The 21,576-nt window shown below is 67.9% G+C and carries 20 protein-coding genes and 1 pseudogene; 16 read left to right on the top strand and 5 right to left on the bottom strand.

Features of this window, described 5'->3' with window-relative positions:
• Window positions 1–25: 25 nt before the first annotated feature.
• Window positions 26–1,708, bottom strand: coding sequence for a beta-N-acetylhexosaminidase (locus tag P3102_RS19575; protein ID WP_276360645.1), 1,683 nt, complete (start codon window positions 1,706–1,708; stop codon window positions 26–28).
• Window positions 1,709–1,866: 158 nt separating this feature from the next.
• Here P3102_RS19575 and P3102_RS19570 point away from each other — a divergent pair, with 158 nt between their 5' ends.
• From P3102_RS19570 to P3102_RS19550, 5 genes are read left to right on the top strand one after another with little or no spacing between them, the layout of a single operon-like run.
• The gene (locus tag P3102_RS19570; RefSeq protein ID WP_276360643.1) at window positions 1,867–3,144 is read left to right on the top strand and encodes a glycoside hydrolase family 36 protein; all 1,278 of its coding nucleotides are present in this window, start codon (window positions 1,867–1,869) and stop codon (window positions 3,142–3,144) included.
• A gap of 21 nt (window positions 3,145–3,165) precedes the next feature.
• Entirely contained in the window at window positions 3,166–4,116 is a 951-nt protein-coding gene (locus P3102_RS19565) for a sugar ABC transporter permease (protein ID WP_276360642.1), read from the top strand.
• Between the two features lie 11 nt (window positions 4,117–4,127).
• Complete coding sequence (locus P3102_RS19560) at window positions 4,128–4,964, top strand: carbohydrate ABC transporter permease (RefSeq protein ID WP_276360640.1); 837 nt, start codon at window positions 4,128–4,130, stop codon at window positions 4,962–4,964.
• 17 nt (window positions 4,965–4,981) lie between these two features.
• Complete coding sequence (locus tag P3102_RS19555) at window positions 4,982–6,322, top strand: sugar ABC transporter substrate-binding protein (protein WP_276360639.1); 1,341 nt, start codon at window positions 4,982–4,984, stop codon at window positions 6,320–6,322.
• 10 nt (window positions 6,323–6,332) lie between these two features.
• Window positions 6,333–8,126, top strand: coding sequence for a bifunctional metallophosphatase/5'-nucleotidase (locus P3102_RS19550; RefSeq protein WP_276360637.1), 1,794 nt, complete (start codon window positions 6,333–6,335; stop codon window positions 8,124–8,126).
• On the opposite strand, the gene P3102_RS19545 is transcribed toward P3102_RS19550, so the two are convergent.
• A complete protein-coding gene (locus P3102_RS19545) occupies window positions 8,127–9,038 on the bottom strand; it encodes a phytanoyl-CoA dioxygenase family protein (protein ID WP_276360635.1) in 912 nt (303 codons plus the stop codon).
• A gap of 84 nt (window positions 9,039–9,122) precedes the next feature.
• Between P3102_RS19545 and P3102_RS19540 the strand changes: the two genes are divergently transcribed.
• Window positions 9,123–9,983 (top strand): helix-turn-helix domain-containing protein, encoded by an 861-nt coding sequence (locus P3102_RS19540; protein ID WP_276360634.1) that lies wholly within the window; start codon window positions 9,123–9,125, stop codon window positions 9,981–9,983.
• Window positions 9,984–10,113: 130 nt separating this feature from the next.
• Here P3102_RS19540 and P3102_RS19535 read toward each other — a convergent pair whose 3' ends face one another.
• On the bottom strand, window positions 10,114–10,914 hold the full coding sequence (locus tag P3102_RS19535; RefSeq protein WP_276360632.1) for an AraC family transcriptional regulator: 801 nt from the start codon (window positions 10,912–10,914) through the stop codon (window positions 10,114–10,116).
• A 35-nt stretch (window positions 10,915–10,949) separates the two neighbouring features.
• On the opposite strand from P3102_RS19535, the gene P3102_RS19530 reads away from it, so the two are divergent.
• The 3 genes from P3102_RS19530 to P3102_RS19520 all read left to right on the top strand — a co-directional run bounded on the left by P3102_RS19530 (window position 10,950) and on the right by P3102_RS19520 (window position 13,231).
• Window positions 10,950–11,330 (top strand): hypothetical protein, encoded by a 381-nt coding sequence (locus tag P3102_RS19530; protein WP_276360630.1) that lies wholly within the window; start codon window positions 10,950–10,952, stop codon window positions 11,328–11,330.
• Entirely contained in the window at window positions 11,327–11,704 is a 378-nt protein-coding gene (locus P3102_RS19525; RefSeq protein WP_276360629.1) for a DUF4345 domain-containing protein, read from the top strand. Before P3102_RS19530 ends, P3102_RS19525 begins: the two co-directional genes overlap by 4 nt.
• A 600-nt stretch (window positions 11,705–12,304) precedes the next feature.
• A complete protein-coding gene (locus P3102_RS19520; protein ID WP_276360627.1) occupies window positions 12,305–13,231 on the top strand; it encodes a beta-propeller fold lactonase family protein in 927 nt (308 codons plus the stop codon).
• 202 nt (window positions 13,232–13,433) lie between these two features.
• Here P3102_RS19520 and P3102_RS19515 read toward each other — a convergent pair.
• Window positions 13,434–13,997: pseudogene (locus tag P3102_RS19515) on the bottom strand (DUF6519 domain-containing protein); the annotation flags it as partial.
• Window positions 13,998–14,080: 83 nt separating this feature from the next.
• A complete protein-coding gene (locus tag P3102_RS19510) occupies window positions 14,081–14,590 on the bottom strand; it encodes a hypothetical protein (RefSeq protein WP_276360626.1) in 510 nt (169 codons plus the stop codon).
• Window positions 14,591–14,979: 389 nt separating this feature from the next.
• Here P3102_RS19510 and P3102_RS19505 point away from each other — a divergent pair, with 389 nt between their 5' ends.
• From P3102_RS19505 to P3102_RS19475, 7 genes are all read left to right on the top strand, one after another.
• Window positions 14,980–15,339 carry a hypothetical protein gene (locus P3102_RS19505; RefSeq protein ID WP_276360624.1) on the top strand — a complete coding sequence of 120 codons (360 nt, stop codon included), beginning with the start codon at window positions 14,980–14,982 and terminating at the stop codon, window positions 15,337–15,339.
• On the top strand, window positions 15,333–16,841 hold the full coding sequence (locus P3102_RS19500) for a hypothetical protein (RefSeq protein WP_276360622.1): 1,509 nt from the start codon (window positions 15,333–15,335) through the stop codon (window positions 16,839–16,841). Before P3102_RS19505 ends, P3102_RS19500 begins: the two co-directional genes overlap by 7 nt.
• Before the next feature lie 649 nt (window positions 16,842–17,490).
• Complete coding sequence (locus P3102_RS19495) at window positions 17,491–17,823, top strand: response regulator transcription factor (protein ID WP_276360621.1); 333 nt, start codon at window positions 17,491–17,493, stop codon at window positions 17,821–17,823.
• A gap of 184 nt (window positions 17,824–18,007) precedes the next feature.
• Window positions 18,008–19,225, top strand: a complete 1,218-nt coding sequence (locus tag P3102_RS19490) for an MFS transporter (protein ID WP_276360619.1) — start codon at window positions 18,008–18,010, stop codon at window positions 19,223–19,225.
• Window positions 19,222–19,854, top strand: a complete 633-nt coding sequence (locus P3102_RS19485; protein ID WP_276360617.1) for a TetR/AcrR family transcriptional regulator — start codon at window positions 19,222–19,224, stop codon at window positions 19,852–19,854. The genes P3102_RS19490 and P3102_RS19485 overlap by 4 nt, the downstream gene beginning before the upstream one ends.
• Window positions 19,851–20,564 (top strand): siderophore-interacting protein, encoded by a 714-nt coding sequence (locus P3102_RS19480; protein WP_276360615.1) that lies wholly within the window; start codon window positions 19,851–19,853, stop codon window positions 20,562–20,564. Before P3102_RS19485 ends, P3102_RS19480 begins: the two co-directional genes overlap by 4 nt.
• A 97-nt stretch (window positions 20,565–20,661) precedes the next feature.
• Window positions 20,662–21,564 carry a LysR family transcriptional regulator gene (locus P3102_RS19475; protein WP_276360614.1) on the top strand — a complete coding sequence of 301 codons (903 nt, stop codon included), beginning with the start codon at window positions 20,662–20,664 and terminating at the stop codon, window positions 21,562–21,564.
• The last annotated feature ends 12 nt before the right edge of the window (window positions 21,565–21,576 follow it).

The following is a 21,576-nucleotide window of genomic DNA, read 5'->3' as shown; positions in this document are numbered from 1 at the left end:
GCACCGTCACCGCGCGAAGGATTCTCTAAGCGTCAGGGACGTCCGCCACGGTTCCGGTCGCGGCCGCGTCGGCGTAGTTCGCGAGGCGCTCGGCCATCGGAATGCCGGCGCGATGGGCTCGCCGGCCGGTCCCGCCGCGCTGCCACGGCGCCGGGCCGGTCAGCGGGCGGTACTCGACTCCGGCCGCCGCCAGCCGGTCGAGGTGGCGGGGCAGCCGCCGGTGGAGATCCCGCGTGCGGGAGCCCCAAGCGATCTCCGCGAAAGCACACGTTCGTGGATACAGAAGGTAGTCGACCAGTCGTGGGTCCTCGACGAACTCGGTCCACATCTGGCACTGGACCCCTCGCACACGAGCACTCTCGGCCTCGGACCAGTCCTGCGGAACCGGCTCCCACGAGGCGACGTCGTCGAGGGTGACCGGGCCGCCGATCGCGAGCGGCTCGTCGGGGTGGGCCTCCTGGAAGTAGTCGAAGTAGGTCGGCATGACCGGCGAGAGCACGACGTCGTGACCGGCCGCCGCCGCCCGGCGGGCGACCTCCGCGCCACGCCACGCCATGACCAGCGTGGCGGTCGATTCCGCGTCGGCGGCGGTTCCTTGCGCGGCGAAGCTGTCGTCCCACGTGACCGGCGTTTTGCCGTGCCGGGCCAGCATCTGCCGCACTTCGGCCATCAGGGCGGCGAAGATCTCGGCGCTCCCGGAGAGCCTCCGCTCGTCGGCGAACGCACGCACCACCGGGTCGCTGTCCCACGCCCGCAGGACGGACTCGTCGCCACCCACGTGCACGTAAGGGGAAGGGAACAGCGGGAGCAGCTCGTCGAACAGGAGGCGCAGGAACTCCAGGGATCGTTCCGACGGTGCCAGGAGCGCGTCGTGCACTCCCCAGTTCGTGTGCACCGCGCGAGCCGGCACGGACGGGGACCCGAACTCCGGGTAGGCGGCCAGCAAGGCGCCGGTGTGGCCGGGAACGCCGATCTCCGGGACGACCGTGATCGCGCGGTCCGCCGCGTAGGCGACGATCTCGGCGAGGTCGCCGCGGGTGTAGTAGCCGCCGTGCGGTGTGCCGTCGTGGACGACCTCGTCGGAGTAGTGGCTGACCTGGCTCGTCGCCCGCCAGCTGCCGACCTCGTGCAGACGCGGGAAGCGAAGGCTTTCCACCCGCCAGCCCTGGTCGTCGCTGAGGTGCAGGTGCAGGGTGTTCAGCTTGTGCGTGCTCATCAGGTCGAGGTGGCGCAACACCTCCCGCTTGGGCAGGAAGTGCCGGGCGACGTCGAGGAGCATTCCGCGCCAGCGGAATCGTGGGCTGTCCTCGACGCGGATGACCGGTGCGACCCACCGGATGTCCGACGGCGCGGCCTGCCGGTAGGCGGCGTCGGGCAGGAGCTGGCGCAGGGTTTGCAGGGCGTACACGACCCCGGAACGGTCCGCCGCGGTGATGGTCACTCCGGCCTCGGTCACGTCGAGTACGTAGCCCTCGGGAGGGGTCGCGCCCGCGCGGAGCAGAACCCGCAGACCTGCGGGTTCGGTGCCCACCTTGCCGGTCAGGGGGAGCAACGCGATCGCTCGCAGGACCGCCGCCCGTTCCTCCGCCGGCACGTCCAGGCACACCGGGAGTTCGGCCGGAAGCTGGAGCACCCCCGTGCCGAGCAGCACCGAGTGCGGTCGGGGAACGAGGTGCGCCGCCCGCTTTCGCGCGTCGTCGTGGCTCATGGTCGCTGCCTCCCGGTATGCGTAAACATGTTTCTTTCTGTTCGGTTACCGCCTAGAGTGAGCATATAGCGCTCATTCGAGGAATCAAATACGCATAAACGAACGAAAACCACCATGAAGGGACGCCGATGTACCACCCGATCGCCGAAGTTGCCTGCGTGCCGGCCCGGGCGCGCGTCTTCGAGCAGGGCTGGCAGTCCTGGAGTCCCACCGGCACCTACGCGGGGGACGCGACCTCGCCCCGGCCGTCGTCGGCGCAGATCGCGGCGAGCTGCTTCCGCTTCGACCGGCCGATGCCGGAGTCCGGCTTCCAGGGTGAGGGACTTGTCGTGATCGACCCGGGCGACGGCGGCCCGGTGCGGTCGTGGTCCGCGGTGGATCACTCCGCCGAAGTCCCCTCCATCCGCGTGCAGGCGCTCGGGGACCGGCTCGTCGTCTCCAGCCTGGGCGCTGTCCGGGAGACCGAGCACGCCGACCTCCCGCGCGCGCTCGTCGCCTGGGCCGAGGAGGTGGCGGCAGGCGGTGGCGTGACGGCGGTCCGTCCACTCGGTCCGGGCTGGAGCAGCTGGTACGGGCACTGGAACAAGGTCACCGAGCAGGACATCGCCGACACCCTGGTGCACGCCGAACGACTGGAGCTTCCGCTGGAGATCATCCAGCTCGACGACGGGTACCAGAGCGCGATCGGGGACTGGCTCGACATCCGGCCGGGCTTCGGATCCCTCGAAGGAGTGGCGAAACGCGTCGCCGACACCGGGCGGCGCGCGGGCATCTGGCTGACGCCGTTCTTCGTCGCCGCCGACAGCCGGGTGGCGACCGAGCATCCGGACTGGCTGGTGCGGGGCACCCCCGCGATGCGTGAGTGGAACCGGGACATCGCGGTGCTCGACGTGACGCACCCGGCCGCGGCGGAGCATCTCGGCCGCGTGTTCAGCTCCCTCGTGGCGACCGGGTTTTCGTTCTTCAAGATCGACTACGTCTACGCCGGAGCGCACCCCGGCCTGCGGCACGCCGACGTGTCGGGGCACGACGCCTACGTGGCCGGGATGCGGATCATCCGCGAGGCGGTCGGCCCGGACTCGACCGTTCTCGGTTGCGGCGCACCGATGCTGCCCAGTGTGGGGCTGGTCGACGCCATGCGGGTCAGCCCGGACACCGCGGTCGCCGTCGAACCCGAATCCGGGGACGTCAGTCAGCCCTCACAGCTCGGCGCGCGGCTGGCCGGGGCGGCACGGGAGTTCATGCACGGCCGGTTGTGGGTCAACGATCCCGACTGCCTGCTGGTGTCTCCGCGCGTGGAAGACCGCGCCGGTTGGGCGGAGCACGTGGCCTCCAGCGGTGGGTGGAGGTGTTCGAGTGATCGTCTCGCCGACCTCGACGAGTGGGGAGCCACGCGCACCCGCGAGCTGCTCACGCCGTCAACCGGTCCGGCCTGAACTCTTCGAAGGGAGTCCACCATGGCTCAGCTCCTCACGGTGCCGACCCCGCCGCCACCGGTCTCGACCCGGCCGGTGCCGTCACGAAAACGTCGGCGGCGGGCGCGGGAAACCCTGACCGCGTATGCCTTCGTGGCCCCGAGCCTGTTCGGCGTCGTCGCGTTCCTGTTGCTGCCGGTACTGATCGTCGCCGTGCTGAGCCTGTTCGATTGGAAGCTGCTGGCCACGCCGGAGTTCGTCGGGTTGGCCAATTACGAGCGGCTCTTCGCCGACGGCGGGATCGGCCACTCACTGCTGGTGACCGTCGCGTACGTGGTCCTCACCATCCCGGTGCAGACGGCGCTGGCCCTGTTGCTCGCGCTGCTGCTCAACCAGCGAGTGCGCGGCGTGAAGATCTTCCGCGCGATGTTCGTCCTGCCCTGGATGGCGACGCCGGTGGTGATGGGCCTGGTGTGGGGCTGGATCTTCGACCCGGCCAACGGCGCGGTCAACTCCTTCCTGGCGATCTTCGGGATCGAAGGGCCGAGCTGGCTGTCTTCGCCCAGCCTCGCGCTGCCCGCGGTGGCGGCGACGCAGGTGTGGCAGTTCGCGGGCTACAACATGCTGTTCTTCCTCGCCGGGTTGCAGACCATCCCGAAGGACTTCTACGAGGCGGCCACGCTCGACGGGGCGTCGCCGGTCCGGCAGTTCTTCGCGATCACACTGCCGCTGTTGCGCCCGACGCTGTTCTTCGTCCTCGTCACCAACGTGATCGGCTCGTTCCAGGTCTTCGACACCGTTTTCGTGATGACCAACGGCGGTCCCGGCAACAGCACCGAGGTCATCAATTACACGATCTACCAGACCGCGTTCCGGCAGTTCGAGTTCGGCTACGCCTCCGCCATCGCGATGGTGCTGTTCCTGATCATCCTCGCGGTCACCATGGCACAGGTCCGGTACTTCAACCGCACCACGACCTACGACCTGACCTGAGAGGGCCGACCGTGACCACGACCACCCGGCGACGGCGGCCCTCCCGCCGCGCAGCCCTCTACGCGACGTTGATCATCGGGGCGGCCATGTCGGTCTTCCCGTACTGGCTGATCGTCTCGACCGCCCTGAAACCGCGCGGCGAGCTCTTCGAGGCGGCACCGTGGGCGCCGCCGTCCTCGCCGACACTGGAGAACCTCGGCGCGCTGCTGGGGTCGGACTTCGCACTGTCCATCCTGAACACCTTCCTCTTCGTCACCATCCTCACCGTGGGGCAGCTGATCTTCACCACGCTGGCGGCGTACGCGTTCGCGCGCTTGGACTTCCGGGGCCGCGACTCGCTGTTCTGGCTGTACCTGGCCACGCTGATGGTGCCCAACGTGGTGACCCTGATCCCGCTGTTCCTGATCATGCGTGAGCTGGACCTGGTGAACAGCTGGTACGGGCTGGTCGCGCCGTACGTCTTCGGCACACCGTACGGGATTTTCCTGATGCGCCAGTTCTTCCGCAGCATCCCGCGCGAGATCGAGGAGGCCGCGCGGGTGGACGGCGCGGGGCACCTGACCATCCTGTGGCGGATCATCCTGCCGCTGAGCAGGCCGATCCTGGCCACGCTGGCGATCGTCACGGTGATCTCGTCCTGGAACAACTTCCTGTGGCCGCTGATCATCACCAGCAGCGCGGACACCCGCGTGGTCACCGTCGCGATCGCCGCCCTGCGCTCGGAAATCGGCATCGACTACACCCGGATGATGGCAGGCAGCCTGCTCACGCTGCTGCCGATGCTGCTCGTCTTCGTTTTCTTCCAGCGCTACATCGTCCGGTCGGTCGCCCTGACCGGACTCAAGTGACCCGAAGGAGTGTCCCCATGCAGCTCTCGACTTCCCGGCGGAAGGTGCTCAGCGCGCTGACAGTCGGTGCGCTGGTCGGGCTGGTCGCCGCCTGCGGCGGCAGCGGCGACGGCAACGGCAAGACGACCTTGACCTACCGGATCTGGGACGAGCAACAACAGAAGGGGTACGAGAAGGTCTTCGAGGCGTTCAAGGTCAAGCACCCCGACATCGACGTCAAGATCGAGCTTCAGCCCTACGACCAGTACTGGACCAAGCTCGTCACCGAGATGGTCTCCGGCACCGCGCCCGACGTGTTCTGGATGACGCCCGCGAACTTCCCCGAACTGGCAACGCAGGGCGGATTGATGGACGTCTCCGCCGCCGTGGAGCAATCCGGCCTGACCAAGGACAAGTACCACCCCAACGTCGTGGATTCCTTCACCTACAAAGAAAAGATGTATGCCATCCCCAAGGACTGGGGCGTGCCGGGGATGCTCTACAACAAGCAGCTCTTCGCCGAGGCCGGCGTCGAGATGCCCACCGAACCGCTGACCTGGGCGCCCGACGGGTCCGGGACGTTCCTGCCGCTGATGCAGAAGCTCACCGTCGACGTGAACGGCAAGCACCCCAATGAATCCGGCTTCGATCCGGCCAAGGTCAAGCGGTGGGGCTTCGCCTCCTGGAACCACTCGGGCACCCAGTGGCTGAACTGGATCCCGAGCAACGGCGGCACGACGATCACCAAGCCCTACGGCACGTTCAACTTCAACGAGCCCGCTTCGGTCGAGGCGTTGCAGTGGGGTGTCGACCTGATCGAGAAGTGGCACGTGTCCCCGCCCGCCGAGCAGACCAACCCGCCCGCGGGCCGGGCGACCGAGATGTTCCAGCGCGGCGAGGTCGCGGTCTTCCCGGCCAACAACGCGCTGCTGCCCTTCGTCGCCCCCGGTTCGACCTTCCCTATCGGCACCGCGTCACTGCCCGCGGGCAAGGCAGGCCGCGTCGTGATCATCAACGGCCTCGGTGAGGCGGTCTACTCCCGCACCGAGCATCCCGACCAGGCCAAGCAGCTCGTGTCGTTCCTGGCCACCCCGCAGGCGCAGGCGATCATGGCCGAGGGCGGCTACGTCTTCCCGGCCATCAACGACCTCGCCCCGCGCTACGTCGAGCACTGGAAGGCCAAGGGCATCGACACCCAGCCGTTCCTGGACGAGGCACGCGGCAAGACGGTGAACTTCCCGATCGTGTCCGGCTTCGCCGCGGCGGAACCCAAGATCAACCAGATATTCAACGACATGTACCTCGGATCGGTCACTGTCCCCGACGCCGCCGGGGAGGCTGTCAAACAAGGCAACGCCCTGCTCACCCCCGAGAAGTAAGAGGTCTGCCATGTCCGCATCACCCAAGAGATGGCGAGCGGCGGCGATCGCCACCGCCGCGTTGCTGGCCGTCTCACTGGCACCGGCCGCGACGGCCGAGCCCGCGCCCGGGGTGCCCGTGCAGCTGCTGTCGATCACCGACCTGCACGGCTACTTCGGCGAGTACACCACGACCGTGCCCGGCTCACGTGCGGGTGAGCCCGCGAAAACCGTGGGCGGCGGGGCATATCTCGCCTCGCACCTCAAGCGGCTGCGCGCACCGCAGAACTCCGTACTGTTCTCCGCCGGCGACGACTTCTCCGGCTGGCCGTCGGAGACCGCGTGGTTCTGGAACGAGCCGACGATCGAGTACCTGAACATGATCGGCGTCCAGTTCTCCACCGTGGGCAACCACGAGATCGACCGGAAACCGGCCTACCTCGAGCACATGATGAAGGGCACCTGCCGGGGCCGCCCCGACCGCGACCTCTGCTTCACCGACTCGACCGGGCAACGCTTCCAGGGCGCGGACTTCGACTACTACTCCGCGAACGTGATCAAGGAAGCCACCGGCCGGCCGTTGGTCGAGCCCTACCACGTGCGGCAGGTCGACGACGGTCGCGGCGGCACGCTCCCGGTGGGATTCATCCACGCCACGACCACCCACACGCCGGAAGAGCAGCTCTCCTACTGGCCGAACGAACTGAAGTTCCTGCCCGAGGTCGAGACGATCAACCGCTACGCCGAGGAGCTGCGCGGGCGGGGCGTCCAGGCCATCGTCGCCGTGGTGCACGAAGGATTCTCGCAAGCGAACGGGGCGGGGTACAACGACTGCACCGCACCGTTCGGCCCGCTCGCCGACATGAACGAGCAGATCAGCCCGGCGGTGGACGCCATCGTCGGCGGGCACTGGCACGCGCTGGTGAACTGCATGCTGCCCGACCCGGCCGGTGATCCCCGCCCGGTGGTGGAAGCGGCGAACCACGGCAGGCTGATCAACGAGATCGACCTGGAGCTGGACCCGGTGACCGGTGATGTCCGCCGAGACCGGACGAAGTCGGTCAGCCACGCCAACACCCGTGACGTCGCACCGGATCCCGAGGTGCAGCGGATGGCGAAGTACTGGAAGGACCGGCTCCCCGCGCGGGGTGACCAGCAGGTCGCCACGGTCACCGGCGATCTCACCCGCACCTCCGGCACCGACGAGGAGTCCACGCTCGGCAACGTCACCGCCGATGCGTTCCTCTGGGCGGCCAACAAGGACGGACAGGCCGATCTCGCGGTCGCGATGCCGGGCATCTTGTTGCGAGACATACCTTTCGCCCCCAAGCCGGCCAATCCCGCGGACGCGCCGGGACGGGTGCTGTTCTCCGAGCTGGTCTTCGGGACGGTCTACGAGAACGGCATCGGCCCGGCCGTCGTGCGGGGGACGGTGACCGGCGAGAAACTCGACGAGCTGATCGAGAGCCAATGGCAGCGGGGGGCCGACGGTGCCGTGGCGTATCGGCACATGGCCGTTTCCGGCAACGTCTCCTACACCTACGACCCCGACGCCCCGCTCGGGCAGCACGTCGACCTCAAGAAGATCCGGATCAACGGGAAGCCGGTGAAGGCCGGCCGCGAGTACCGGATCGCGACGCTGGCCAACAACTTCTTCGCCCGCAACGCCACACCCGGGTTCACGGCGCTCTTCGAGGCCAGGAACCAGGATCGGAGCAGCTACTCCGGCGCGGACGCGCTCTGGAGGTACCTGGAGGCGAGGTCGCCGGTCCGGCCGCCGAAGCTCGACCGGGTCCGGCCCGCACCGGGAAACCGACCGGCGTAGTCACCTGAACCGGGACGGAGGGGTGGGCACGTGTTCGCTCATCGAGTCGAACTTGCGGACATAGGTCAGCCCCTCCGGGATCTCGATGCTGGTCGTCGAGGTCCAGCCCCGGGCCAGGGTGGGCCAGTCGGGCACGTCGGGGTGGAAGTGCGGCCGGAACGGCTCGTATCCGTCGATGAAGGCCGCCGGTTCCGACCTCGCCTGCCACCGGATGTCCGCCGACAACCGCAGCCGGTCGCTGAGGTTGGGGCGGGCCCCGTGCACGGTGAGGCTGGTGAACATCAGCACGTCCCCCTGGCCGAAGTGGGTGCTGCGCCAGTCGTCCACGCCGCTGCCCGCCACCTGCGCCGTGACCCCGCCGGGGCCCTCCGCCTGGGACACACCGAGCACGCCGAGCTTGTGCGACCCGGCGAGGACCTCAAGCCCGCCGGCATCGGAGGGACAGTCGGCGAGAGGGATCCACATGGTCAGCGTGTCGACCGCGCCCTGGATGAGGCGGTAGTCCTGGTGAGCGGGCGTGGGTGTGGCCCGCGGCGTCGGCGCCGTGACGCGGGCGATGTGCATCGGGTGGCAGAAGACCTCCTCGCCGAGCAGCCGCTGAGCCAGGCCGCGCAGCTCCTCCCGTTCGCTGAGCTCGTGGAAGGACTGCGTCGCCTGTACGGCGGAGTACATGCCGAAGAAGGTGGACTCGCCCTCCTCGACCGCCCGGTCGGACGCCCGCAGCTCGTGCGGCTCGGTGCCGGCGGCCAGCCACCTGCTGTCGTGGAGCACGGCCGCGATGTCGGCGCGAACACCGGTGACGTAGTCGCTGGGCAGCAGGCGGGGGAAGTAGAGGTAACCGTCCTCGGACATGCGCTCCCGTAGCGCCGCGACGTCGTCGGCGATGTCGCCGGAATCGATCAACTGCTTCATGTTCTGCCTCCACTGTGGGGGTCTCGACGGATTCGACTGTAGAAAGGACGGGGCGGCGCGGACATGGTCGAACCTGCCGGGGGGATGACAGATCCTGCTGTGACGCCCTCGCCTCCGGCCGGGTTGCTCGTCGTCGGCGAGAGCACCTTCACCAAACGCATCGAGGCGATCCGGCCGACCGGCTCGCCGAGCTGGCTGCTCATGTGGACAACGCGGGGGCGCGGCGTCATGCACCACGGGGACACGGCCCTGACAACCGGCGCGGGGCAGCTCGTGCTGATCGAACCCGGCGTGCGGCACACCTACGGAGTCGCGCCCGACGCCGAGGAATGGTCGCTGTCGTGGGCACATTTCCGGGCACCACGGGGAGACTGGCTCGCGGCGAGTCGCCATCTGACACCCTCGGCGAGTGGCGCCGCGGAGGCCATCGAGGCCGCCTTCGACCGGCTCCGCCGTTACGCCCGGCTCACCGGTGATCACCTCCCGCCGTCGCCGGTCCATCTCCCGGCCTTCGCCGCCCGCCCCGACCAGCAGGCTCTCGCCAGGTGCGCGCTCGAAGAGATCGTGCGCCTGGCCGGCCTCGCCGGTGCTCCCGCCGCACCACGGGGCCCTGACCCGCGCGTCACCCGCGTGCAACAGTTCATCGCCGAGACACCGGAGGCCCCGCACACCCTGAACTCGCTCGCCGCCATCGCCGGGCTGTCGCCGTCGCGCTTCAGTCACCTCTACTCGAGGGTCACCGGCCACAGTCCCATGCGAGAGGTGCGCACCCGCCGCCTGCACCGCGCGGCTCGGCTGCTGACCGGCACGGGAATGTCCGTCGCCGCGGTCGCCGGCACCGTCGGCTACGTCGACCAGTTCCACTTCAGCCGCGCGTTCCGCCGCGAGTTCGGCCTGCCGCCGAGCGAGTACCGGCACAACGGCGAGGTTCCCGGTTGGGACTGACGTGTGCGGAAGCCCTGCGGGCGTCCTCCGACACTGGCCCGTCAGGCAGGGGACCGACCCGACGCGTGACGCCCCGCCCCACGGCCCGTAGCGGGACTTCGACCAGAAGAGGCATCGAGTCCCGTGCGGTCTACGCCGTCGTCGAGAGGGGCGCGACAGGTTCCGTGGCGAGGACCCGAGTGGTGGGGGTGAGCAATCGGCTGGCACTGAGACCGAACATGACGCGGAAGCTGTCGCTGAAGTGCCCGGGCGAGGCGAAACCCGCGTCGGTGGCCGCGGTGGTCAAGTCGGCCCCGGCCCCGATCGAACCCGCGACGCGCAGCATTCTGGTCCAGAGCCGATAGCGGCGGAAACTGGTTCCGGTGTGCGCGGTGAACAGATGCTGGAACCGCGATGACGACAGATTCACCGCGTGCGCCACCTCTGCCACGGACAACCGTGCGCCGGGGTCGGCGAAAATCATTTCCAACGCCGTGCGTATCCGATCGTCTCGGGAGTCCCCTGCGTCCTCCACGAGGCCGAGAAGACGTATCGGGTCCGGCCGCTCCGTGCCACGCAGCCGCTCCGCCAAGTCCAGTTCCCGGTCGTGGCCGAACCGGACTGCCGGGCCGAGCCGCCCCGCCATCCGGTTGCGCGTCCGTGCCACCCAAGCCGAGCCGGGATCGAGATAGGCGAACAGCATGCGCCCTTGTCCAGCGGTCAACCGGTGCCGGGCGCGGGGCGCTATCAGGGCGCTGCGGACACGTCGTTCGCCCGCCTCTGCCACCCGGATGGTGAAAGGCGCGTCGACCCCCAGGGCGAAGCAAGGAACCGAACCGGAATGCTCGCCCAGCCGCAGCGACGGTCCGAGGTAGGCAGCACAGCGCAGCCGTATCCACACCGTCGCCTGCTCGCCGGGACAGCACGTTTCCGGAAGCGGCACCTCGTTCATCCCCAGCATGATCGCACACGACGAGAGGAGTCGACATGCGAAGACGACGAACAGGGCAGGTCATGCTGGTCGCGGCGGGGTTGCTCAATCTGCTCCCCGGTGTGGGGTTGGTGGCCCCGGGGCGAGCGAGCGCGGCCTACGGTGTCGACATCGCCGGCGCCGACCTGGAGACGCTGATGAGGCATCGTGCCCTGCTGCTCGCGTTGGTCGGTGGTCTGGCTGTACTGGCGGCGTTCCGGCCGCGGTTACGCGCCGCGGCGATCGCCGTCAACGCGGTGAGCTTCGGCAGTTTCACCGTGATCGCGCTGGTGACCCCGGCGGTCAACACCGAACTGACGCGGGTGGCATGGGCCGATGTGGCCGGGTTGCTGGTGTTGTCCTGCGGCGCGGTGCTGCTCGGCAGGCAGGACACATGAGCGCGGTGGTGCCCTGGACCGTCGCCCTGTTCTTTCTCGCCATGGGCACTTACGCGCTCGCCGCGCCTGCGGCCCTGATCCGTCCTTTCCGCATGGTGGCGGACACTCCCGAGAGCCGCTCCGAGATCAGGGCCGTTTACGGCGGATTCGGTATCGCCATGGCCGCGGTGCTCGGTATCGCCGTGGTGCGGGGTGGCGAGTTTCAGCGAGGGGCGATTCTCGTCGTCGCACTCGCGCTTGCCGGGATGGCGGCCGGGCGAGTGTTCTCCCGTGCCGTGGATCGGCGTACCGGGTTCTACCCGATCTGGTTCTACTGCTGCGTCGAAGTGGCGGCGGCGGGGATGCTGCTCCTGACCGGGTACTTCCCGGAGTGAGCCGGGCCGCCGCTACGTGCGCTGTGCGGTGGCCGGGCGGAGGCCCGTGACAAGCCATCCCGCTGGACCGCCGAGGCCGTCGATGGCCCGATGGTGGGAGTCATTGCGCGAGCCGAACAGCGATGTTGACGGTCGGTGACGAAGGCGCACGAAAGTCGGGGGCACCATCGTGTGAGAACTTTGCTTTCTCCGCCGATCCCTGTCTCTTGTGGAGCCGTCGAATCGCGTCTGTACGTGTGATCATCTTCTTGACCTATTCATTTACTCGAATAAATGTGTCGTGGTCGGCGGTAACGGAACGTCCGAATCGTCACGCACAGGTGGCCCCCCTGTCACTCAACGTGTGATATCTGTGGCTTTCACGCAGCGAAGCCGAAGCCTAGGCCGTTAGGGTGGCAAGCGACGGCACGTTCGGACGCTCACCAGCGTTCTCGCCGTGGGTGCACCGGCTACCGCCTCGGCACCATCTGGTCGCTTTCTGCCCTTTTCACCTCTTGTTTCCCGTCATAGAGGAGCCGTTCCATGCCTACTCTCTGGAGAAGGCGTACATCCAACTCTGGGTGGGTCTTACCGTCACCCGCCCGGCGCCTTGTCACCATTATGGTGATCGCCGTCGCCCTGGTGGTCGAGGTTCCGGCTGCCGCCTACCCGCCGCAGGTCCTCGTCTTCGTGGCCAATACCGGATCGGACAACGTCACCGTCTACGACACCCGGCTCGGCGAGGTGATCGCGACCGTGGGCGTCGGTGACGGCCCGGTGGGAGTGGGCGCGTCGCCGAACGGCGATCTGGTCTACGTGACCAACGAGCTGTCCGACTCCGTGTCAGTGCTGGAGAGCCGCACTCAGCTCGTCGTCGCCACGATCCCGGTCGGCGACAAACCGTTCGGTGTGACGGCCACGGGCACGCACGCCTATGTTTCCAACTTCGGCTCCGACTCGGTCACGGTGATCGACATCGCCACACAGAAGCCCGTCGCCGAGATTCCGGTCGGTCGTCTGCCGCACACGCCGATCGCCAGTCCGGACGGCAGCCGGGTCTACGTCACGAACAACGGGGCGGCGAGTGTGACGGTGATCGACACGAGGATCGACAAGCCCGTCGGCACGATCCCGGTCGGCCGCTTCCCGGCCGGCATCACCATCGGGTCGCGCGGCGACCGGATCTACGTCGCCAACACCGGCGATGACACGGTCACCGTCGCCGGGACCACGTCCGGCCGCCCCAACGCCACGATCCCGGTCGGCGACGCGCCCATGGGCTTGTCGGCGACGCCACGCGATGTCGTCTACGTCGCCAACGCGGGGGCCGACACCATTTCGGTCATCAACTTCCCGAACCTGGGCACTACTTCCACCTCCCCGGTGAATCGACGACCGGAGGGAGCCGCCGCGGCCCCGGACAACAGCTTCGTCTACATCACCAACACCGCGTCGAACACGATGTCGGTGATCGACACCGCCACGTCGAAGCAGGTCGCCCTGGTACCTGTCGGTCAGCAACCGGAAGGGGTGGCCGTGACCGGCTGAGGACCCGCCGATGACCTTCTTTCTCGGCGCCTCTGGCGGCCGGGTCAGGGCCGGGGTATGGAAGCGGCTTCGAACTCCATACGGAGGTCGTCGGCGGCCTCGCCGTGGATCCGGGCCAAGGGCGTGTAGTGGTGCCGTATGCCACGGGGGTCCTGGAGCAGCGGCCTGCCCTGGGCGTCTCGTGGCCATTCGACGTCTCCGGTCAAGGTGCGGGCGGGGACCAGCCAGTGGTCGCCGGTCCGGTACGTGCCGCCAGGCGCGGACCAGATCTCGATCCCGTTTTCCAGGTCGATCCATTACCTTCCCTCTCGAGGAGTACGGCGCCCTCGACGAGGGGAGTGGCGCCTCGCCGGGGAGACGCGTGGTGATCCCATCGCCGGAGGAACGGATGCCGCGCGCCGAGCCGGCCGACGTCGGAACCGGGCGTGTCGCTCAGTTCCACCCGGAACCGTTCCGTGTCGACGTCGACGACCTGCAACAGCGGTGTCGGAACTCCTCGCGCCTCGTACGCGTCGTCCAGGATCTCCACCCAGTCGCCGATGTCCAGGTCGAGTTTCGCGTCGCGGCCGAGGTCGGTCAGTGTCACCATCTTCTCGTCGATGGCCGTGACGCCGAACGTCACCGACGCGTTTTCCCGCGACCACTTGAAGGTCGGCTTGTCGTTGTCGGTGAGCCTTCCACCGCGATGTATCTCGACCCGGTACAGCTGGTTTTCCGGTCCTCGGTACCGTGAATCCGGCGCGGTGAGGCACGGATCTTCGTCGGACTTCGCCGGTTTCTCGGTGCGTGCGGCCTACATGGTCGTCATGCGGACTGGTGGCCGAATGGACGTTGTCAGGCGCGGGGTCGTCAGTACGGGACGGCGATGTCGGTGGCGCTGGTGGTCTCGTAGACCACGCCGCTTTTGGTGGCGTAGTGGCTGCAGGCGACGTGGACAGTACGCAACACGGCGCCGTTGGGGATCCAGGGCGTCTCGAAGTGCACGTCGATGAGCGCGCCGTCGTTCTCCGAGTCGTAGTCGCCCGTGGCGGAGCCGCCCGGGCCAGTGGCGGTGCACCGAATGTTGATGTAGTCGGCGTCGCGCCGGTCGTTGCCCGGGGTGGCGAAACGGGAATAGCCGCGGATCTTCACCCGTTTGCTGATCCCGTCGCTTTGGAGACCCTCGGTCTGGATTACGCCTTGCAGGACGTAAGCGGCGGTCGTGCTGCCGCCGGAGCCGCCGCCGGCACCGGGGTCCTCGGGATTCGGTTCGCTGATGCCCGGCAATTGGATGGGGTCCGCCTGGGCGGGGGCGATGGTCCCCAGCGACAACGCGGCGACGGCAAAAACAGTGAAGATTCTTTTACGTGATGAACTCATGCCCGAAGCTTTACCGCAATTTTCTCAATAAACCACTGAATCCCGTGATCGGCCTCGAAAGTTGCTGCATTCGGACCAAGCTTCGCATGCTCACGCAGTACTTGTTCGTTACAGTGTCCCGCTTTCGGGGAAATTCTCGCCAGATGCACTCAGGGATACGGGTGGCGATTTCGCCAGAGGATAAATACCGTCATCCCGACGGTGTGAATCCGCTCTAACGTGGCGCTTTGCGGTTGCTTTTGTTCTTGCCTTGATCTTTCGACAAGGCAAGAGTCGTTCTCGTCAATGAGAAACCGTTCCAAGGTGACTGGCCTGCGCATGCGGCCGTGGAGCCCATGCCACTACGCCGGCGGCGTCCGACCGCTGCGGTCACACCGATCATGCGCCTCGTGTTCCGCGGGGTGGCGGCCGGTCGCCTTCCGGCAGAGCCTCTGCTCTACCTGGCCGGGGTGATCGGCCTGGGTGTCATCGCGGTGACTGCGGTAGCCGTTCGGAGCACCGGTGTGCTGGTCTTGAAGCTGACCAGCGTGGTCGGACCGCTGGCAGGGTGCGGCCATGTTCGACATGCTCACCCCGGCCGAGTGCCTGCACCGGTGTCGCGATCACCGGCAGCGTTCGTGCGCCGGAGTGGCGGCGTGAACCGGCTCCACCCCGAACAGCTGGTGGTCACCGCCGACGACAGCGATGATTTGGATCCGTCGCTATATTCGGTGATTCGCCGTCGACGGAAACGAGGGAATCAGTGCTGAATCGCCGGGGGAGGTCGCGGCACTCGGTCAAAACAGTGCTCGACGGCGGGATCGACGGAATCGACCGCAGCCTTTCGATGCCCGCGGAAGAAGTACGAGAACTTCTGCTGGCGTGCGCGCGGCACAAGATATCGTCACTGCACCCCCTGCGGATCCGCAATATCCGCATCATCGGTTCTCTGGATCTCTCTCACCTTCGCCTGGCTTGTGACCTGGATCTGGCGGGTTGCGCGATCTCCGGCGAGCTGATGCTCACGGGCACGACCGTCGGTTCGGTCGAGCTGTCCGGCGCCGAGATGGACGCCTTCCTCGCCGCCGGCGCCCGGATAGGTGGCGACCTCGTGTTGCACCAGGCCCGGATAGGGCAGGCGAACCAGTACGGGCCGCGGTCCGCCGCACAGGAGTTTCGCCGTCGCAAAGGTGACCAGGTGCAGACTCCGATACGGACGCCGGACCGGGACGTGGTCGCTCCGGTGACCCTGACGAGCAGCCGGATCGAGGGCGACGTCGTCCTGTCGGAGGCCACGATCCGCACCGGCGAGCAGTGGGCGCTCTACGCGCCGCGGCTGCTGGCGTCCGGGTCGTTGATCGCCAATCGACTCCGTGCGACCGGAGGAGTAAGTCTCTGGGAGGCGAAACTGGCGAACTCCATCGTGTTCGACGGGGCGGAGGTGGGCGAGGTCGACGCGAGCATCGTGACGGTGAGCGGCGGCTTCTTCGCCGCGTATGGGTTCGTCGCGTCCGGTCCGGTGGATCTGCTCGCTATGCAGGCGGGAAACATCGTCACGTTCCACGACGCCGAACTGCGCGGATCGCCGACTTCCGCGAACCTCACCAGGCTCACGACCTCGCGTCTCAGGCTGGACACCCGCGTCGCTCCGAGTGGGCGCCTCATCCTGCGCGACGTACGGGTCAGCTCTCTGATCGATTCGGTTTCGGCCTGGCCCGCCGATGGCGATCTGGATTTGGAAGGACTGGGGTACGGCCGGATCGGGGCCACGCAGTCCCTGACGGCCCGCGAGCGGATCGGCTGGCTCACCCGTGATCCCGAGGTGAGCGCGGCCTCGTTCGAGCGACTGGCCGCCCACTATCAGAGCGCGGGTGACGAGCGGTCCGCCCGGACGGTCCGGCTGGCAAGGGAACGGCATCTCCTGCGCCGCCGTCACTTCGCGGGCCGGGTCTGGGGCTGGATCCAGGACGCGTTGTTCGGGTACGGATTCGTTCCGACAAGGGCGCTCGTGTGGCTCACAGCCATGGTCGGCACCGGGGGATGGTGGTTCTCCGGCCATCCGGTGCGCCCGCTCAAGCAGAACGAGCACCCCACCTGGGATCCGTTCGTCTACGCGCTCGATCTCGTGGTGCCGGTCGTCGACCTCGGCCAGGAAAAGGCGTGGGATCCCGTCGGCACCGACAAAATGGTGGCGATGGCGCTGGTGGTCGCGGGCTGGCTGCTGGCGACCGCGGTCGTCGCGGGAGCCAGGCGGCTCCTGAGCCGTACCTGAGTCGTGACGCCGTGGTCGACCACGCCTGCCGATCTGGATCTTCGGATGGGCTTGGTCGGGGATGCCGGTAGAGAATCGCGTCACCGGGGTGGTCGGTCATGTTCACGTGATACGTCCCGGCTGTTCTCGGGCGGTGGCGGCACACCTCGGCACGCCGGGTTCAGGGGAATCACCAAGTCCCGCCGCCCTCCGTGGCGGTCGGGCAGGCCCGGCTCTCGCGGTCCGGGTCCGGCGGCTCCCCGGTGCCGTCCGCGACGCAATGATCAATTGATGCGTTATCGTGATCGAAGTTGACGTATTTCTTTCCTCGAATTCGTGTCGGCGCAGGTCCCGGCCTCTCGGACGGTATCCTTGGCGGACTCCGATTGTTGCGCCTGGCAAAAAGTCTCTTTGTGCAGTGTTGTGGTTGTCGGCTCCGCGAGGTCGAGGTTAGACTCGGTCCAGCCGATCGGGGGGCCTTCGGCCTACCACCTGCGACGACCTGCCCACATCGACAGGTCGCGGTATCCGCGATGACGCGTGAAATACCTGCCTTCACTGTATCTGGGGGACTTCTATGCCTGTGGCCAATGGTGATTTTCACGAATCCGTTTCAGAACGCATGACGTACCTGCTCGGTGAGGTACTGAAAACCCAAAGCATGATCATCATGCTGCTTTCCAGAATGCATCCGAAGGAGCCGGCGGAGTTCGTCAAGACGGTGATCGGCTATCCGCTGGACACCGAGGGCGGCGAGGCGGTCGGGAGGACCGTTTCCGGCCTGCGGCAAGGACAGGGTTGCCAGCTCACGCCGCGCGAGCTGGAGGTGGTCCGCCAGCTCGCGGAAGGCAAGTCGAACCGGTTGATCGCCCGGACGCTGGGCATTTCCGAGCGGACGGTCAAGGTGCACTTGAAGACGGTCTTCTCCAAGTTCCGGGTGGCGTCGCGCACAGAGGCGGTCCTGAGCGCCCTGCGACTGGGTTTGGTGGAAACCGGCAGGTAGAAGCTCTTTTCCGAAGTGCTTGTCTCGGATACCGCCCCTGCGGTGAAGCGTTGACGCAACGGTGCGTCTATGCTTTTATCGAGACTCAACGTTGCGTATAGACAAGCGCCCGGTCGCCGCGTTCGAGACCCTTTCCACCCTTGCTCAACGCCTGACCCTTTGAACCCCGCAAGGAGCGCTCCGCATGTCGAACATCCAGACGTCGCCCGACTTACCGCATGCCGTCGAGCGCTCGCGTGGCCCGTGGGCGGCGGTCACCGCCTTCGCCTTCTGGGCCGTGATGGTGGGCACCACGGTGCCCACCGCGCTGTACCCGCTCTACAAATCGCAGTTCGCCTTCGGCTCGCTGGCCGTGACGATCCTGTTCGCCGTCTACGCCGTTGGTGTCGTCGCCGGCTTGCTCGTCTTCGGGCGGGTGTCGGACCAGGTCGGGCGCAAGCCGGTGGTGTTCGCCGCGGTGCTGCTGGCCGGCGTCGCCGCGGTCGTGTTCCTGACCGCGCAAGGCCTGCCCGGCCTGCTCGTCGGTCGTGTGCTGTCCGGTTTCTCCGCCGCGCTCGTCACCGGTGCGGCGACGGCCGGCATCATGGAACTGTTTCCGTCGGCGCGCAAGGGAAGGGCGCCTATCGTCACCCTGCTGTCCAACATGGGCGGGCTGGCCTGCGGCAACCTGATCGCCGGACTGCTCGCCGACACCGGGATCGCGCCGCTGCGCCTGCCGTGGATCGTGCACGGCGGCCTGCTGCTGATCGCCCTGGTCTCTCAGGCGTTCGTGCCCGAGACGGTGACCGTCACCGGCAAGCTGAAACTGGCCCCGCAGAAACTGCACGTGCCGCGGGAGATCCGCGGCGTCTTCCTGCGTTCGGCCATGACCGGTGGTGCGGGCTTCGCGGTGCTCGGCGTCCTCACCGCGGTCACCGGCATCCTGCTGGCCTCCGAACTGCACCTGACCAGTCCGGCACTGACCGGCTTCGTCGTGTTCCTCGCGTTCGCCTGCACCGCGCTCGGTCAGCTCGTGCTCCGGCGGATGCGGCCCGCCATCGCCCTGCCCGTCGCGTGTTCGGCCCTGATCCTCGCGTCGGTGCTCGTCGCCCTCGCCGTGCTCGCCGCTTCGCTGGCAGCGCTGCTGTTCGCCGCGGTGGCCACCGGTTTCGGCACCGGGATCGCGATCGGCTGCGGCATGCTGGCGATCACCACGGGCGCCGCGCCCCAGCTGCGCGGCGCCGCCGTGTCCACCTTCTTCGCGATCCTGTATGGGATGCTGAGCTTGCCCGCGGTGGGCGTGGGCGTGCTCATCCAGCTGTCCGGCCTGCGGGTCGCGGGTACCACGTTCGCGATCGTGGTCGCGCTGATCGCGGCAGGGGTGCTGCTCAGTCTGACCAGCCACAAGAAAGCAGCCAAATGACCAGCACACGCCCGTCCACCGGCAAGAACCCTCACGGGCACGCGGGACCCCGTCGCAACGTCAGCGCCCGGCAGGCCGTGCTCGACGCCGCGGACGACCTGCTGGTGGAACGGGGTTTCGCCGGGGTGACGATCGAGGCCATCGCGAACCGCGCGGGAGTCGCCAAACAGACGATCTACCGCTGGTGGAAGTCGAAGGTCGAGATCCTCCTCGACAACCTGGAAGAAGATGGCGAAGCCGCGCTGGCCTGGAAGAACGGCGATGGTGAGCCGCTGACGGAGCTGGTCGGCCAGCTCTCGCGGCTGCAGGCGTTCCTGCGCGACGAAGCCGCCGGTGCCGTCATGCACAGCCTCATCGGCCAAGCCCTGCACGACCTCGACACCGCCCAGCGATTCCGGGAAGGTTTCCTGCTCGCGCAGCGGCGGCGGGATCTGGCCGGACTGCGGAACGTGCTGGAGCGCCTGGACTGCGCGCCCACGGGCGACGCCGAGCTCGCCGAACTGCTCGACCGGCTGCTCGGCCCGATCTACTACCGGTCAGTGGTGCTCGGGATCTCGTCGAGCCCCGATTTCCTGGAGGAGCTGGCGCGTTCGGTGGTCGGGCAAGCCCGTGAGGGGCGGCGGGAATGACCCGGACGCGGCCGGTCCGCCACCGCGTCCCGGCGTCGGTGGTCGACGTCGTCCGGTTGTCGGAGCCGTTCGTGCGGATCACGCTCGTGCTCGGCGGCGCCGACGGTGTGCGGTTCGACGGGCCGACCCGCTGGGTGAAGTTGTTCGTCGTCGACCCCGACACCGGAGCGCAGGTGGGGCGGGCCTACACGGTGCGACGGCAACGCTCCGCCGAGATCGAACTCGACATCGTGTTGCACGGCAACGGCCCGGTGGCCCGGTGGGCGGAATCGCCGTTGCTCGGCGAGGTCGTGACGGTGGCCGGGCCGCGCGGCGGGTTCACCCATCCGAAACCCGGAACGCCATACCTGCTCGCCGGCGACGAAAGCGCCGCACCGGCGATCGCCTCGATCCTCGGCTCCCTGCCCGAGGGGCACGGCAAGGTGACCGTGGTGCTCGAGGGCGGTGAGCACTTGCTGCCCCCCACCGATCCGGCGGTGACGTCGGTGTACCCGCTGCGCCGGAGCGAGGGGATGAAGAAGGGCACGTTGATCACCCCGGCGCTGCGTGCGCTCCCGAAACCTGCTCCGGGCTCGGTGATCTGGGTCGCGGGCGAGGGCGGCGCAGTGAACCAGGCGCGAATGTTATTTGTCAACGAATGGGGTCTCGATCGCGATGAATTCTCAACCAAAGGCTATTGGAAATACGGTGAGCCCGATCATCGCGAGTAGCTGAGTTTTCAAGTATCTGCCTTTTCGGGCGGCCGGGACGGCCCTGGTTTTCCGAAAAGTTCGTTTCGCGGCGCGGTTCGCTGGATAAACTGGCGAGATGAAGGCCCTGAACCTCAATACGCTCGTCGTTCTCGACGCGCTGCTGGAGGAATGCAGTGTGACCGGCGCGGCGAAGAAGCTGGGACTCAGCGCGCCTTCGGTCAGCCGGTCGCTGTCGCGGATACGGCTCGAGCTCGGCGACCCGATTCTCGTGCGGGCGGGTCGCCGGCTCGTGCCCACTCCGCACGCGCTGGCCCTGCGCGATCGGGTTCGCGGCTTGGTCGAGGAGGCATCGGAGCTGCTACGCCCGAAGGACCCGCTCGAGATGTTCTCGATGACCCGCACGTTCGTGGTCCGCGCCAGTGACGGCTTGGCGTCGGCGGTGGTCGGCCCGTTGGTGAAACGGTTCGGCGAGAGCGCGCCGAACGCGGTGCTGCGGTTCACGGCCGAGGGCGGGGAGGACGTCGACCCGTTGCGCGACGGGGAAATCGACCTCGACATCGGGATGATCGGGCATCTCGGCCCCGAAGTCCGGGTCGAGTGGCTGTTCGACGACAGATTCGTGATCGCGGTGCGGAAGGGTCATCCACTGGTAACCGGTGAAGCCACCCTCGAACAGGTCTCGGCCTACCCGCACGTCAACGTCTCGCGCCGTGGGCGGACCCACGGCCCGCTGGACGGCCTTCTGCAGCGTGAAGGCCTGAACCGCCGGGTGAGCCTGGTGGTGGCGTCGTTTTACGTGGCCCTCGAAGTGGCCTCGGCGTCGGACTTCGTCGCGGTCGTGCCGTCGAGGCTGCTCCGCTCGGCCATCGGCCGGTTCGGCCTCGCCGAGGTCGACCTCCCGATCAGCGCGCCGGTCGCGATCTCCCAGGCCTGGCACCCCCGGATGGACGCGGACCCGGCCCACCGCTGGCTGCGCCACCAGTTCCGCGACGTCTGCCATCGGGAAATGGTGGGCTGAACACCCGGTTCG

It is taken from the genome of Amycolatopsis sp. QT-25, assembly GCF_029369745.1.
GTDB lineage: Bacteria > Actinomycetota > Actinomycetes > Mycobacteriales > Pseudonocardiaceae > Amycolatopsis.
The sequence above is the reverse complement of the archived record's forward strand: the minus strand, read 5'-3'. Positions and strand labels throughout refer to the sequence as shown.

Excerpts from the sequence above, each read along its gene's own strand:
- P3102_RS19575 (WP_276360645.1), bottom strand. The coding sequence starts at position 1,708 with ATGAGCCACGACGACGCGCGAAAGCGGGCGGCGCACCTCGTTCCCCGA.
- P3102_RS19565 (WP_276360642.1), top strand. The coding sequence starts at position 3,166 with ATGGCTCAGCTCCTCACGGTGCCGACCCCGCCGCCACCGGTCTCGACC.
- P3102_RS19555 (WP_276360639.1), top strand. The coding sequence starts at position 4,982 with ATGCAGCTCTCGACTTCCCGGCGGAAGGTGCTCAGCGCGCTGACAGTC.
- P3102_RS19550 (WP_276360637.1), top strand. The coding sequence starts at position 6,333 with ATGTCCGCATCACCCAAGAGATGGCGAGCGGCGGCGATCGCCACCGCC.
- P3102_RS19545 (WP_276360635.1), bottom strand. The coding sequence starts at position 9,038 with ATGAAGCAGTTGATCGATTCCGGCGACATCGCCGACGACGTCGCGGCG.
- P3102_RS19540 (WP_276360634.1), top strand. The coding sequence starts at position 9,123 with ATGACAGATCCTGCTGTGACGCCCTCGCCTCCGGCCGGGTTGCTCGTC.
- P3102_RS19535 (WP_276360632.1), bottom strand. The coding sequence starts at position 10,914 with ATGAACGAGGTGCCGCTTCCGGAAACGTGCTGTCCCGGCGAGCAGGCG.
- P3102_RS19530 (WP_276360630.1), top strand. The coding sequence starts at position 10,950 with ATGCGAAGACGACGAACAGGGCAGGTCATGCTGGTCGCGGCGGGGTTG.
- P3102_RS19525 (WP_276360629.1), top strand. The coding sequence starts at position 11,327 with ATGAGCGCGGTGGTGCCCTGGACCGTCGCCCTGTTCTTTCTCGCCATG.
- P3102_RS19520 (WP_276360627.1), top strand. The coding sequence starts at position 12,305 with ATGGTGATCGCCGTCGCCCTGGTGGTCGAGGTTCCGGCTGCCGCCTAC.
- P3102_RS19510 (WP_276360626.1), bottom strand. The coding sequence starts at position 14,590 with ATGAGTTCATCACGTAAAAGAATCTTCACTGTTTTTGCCGTCGCCGCG.
- P3102_RS19495 (WP_276360621.1), top strand. The coding sequence starts at position 17,491 with ATGCTGCTTTCCAGAATGCATCCGAAGGAGCCGGCGGAGTTCGTCAAG.
- P3102_RS19490 (WP_276360619.1), top strand. The coding sequence starts at position 18,008 with ATGTCGAACATCCAGACGTCGCCCGACTTACCGCATGCCGTCGAGCGC.
- P3102_RS19485 (WP_276360617.1), top strand. The coding sequence starts at position 19,222 with ATGACCAGCACACGCCCGTCCACCGGCAAGAACCCTCACGGGCACGCG.
- P3102_RS19480 (WP_276360615.1), top strand. The coding sequence starts at position 19,851 with ATGACCCGGACGCGGCCGGTCCGCCACCGCGTCCCGGCGTCGGTGGTC.
- P3102_RS19475 (WP_276360614.1), top strand. The coding sequence starts at position 20,662 with ATGAAGGCCCTGAACCTCAATACGCTCGTCGTTCTCGACGCGCTGCTG.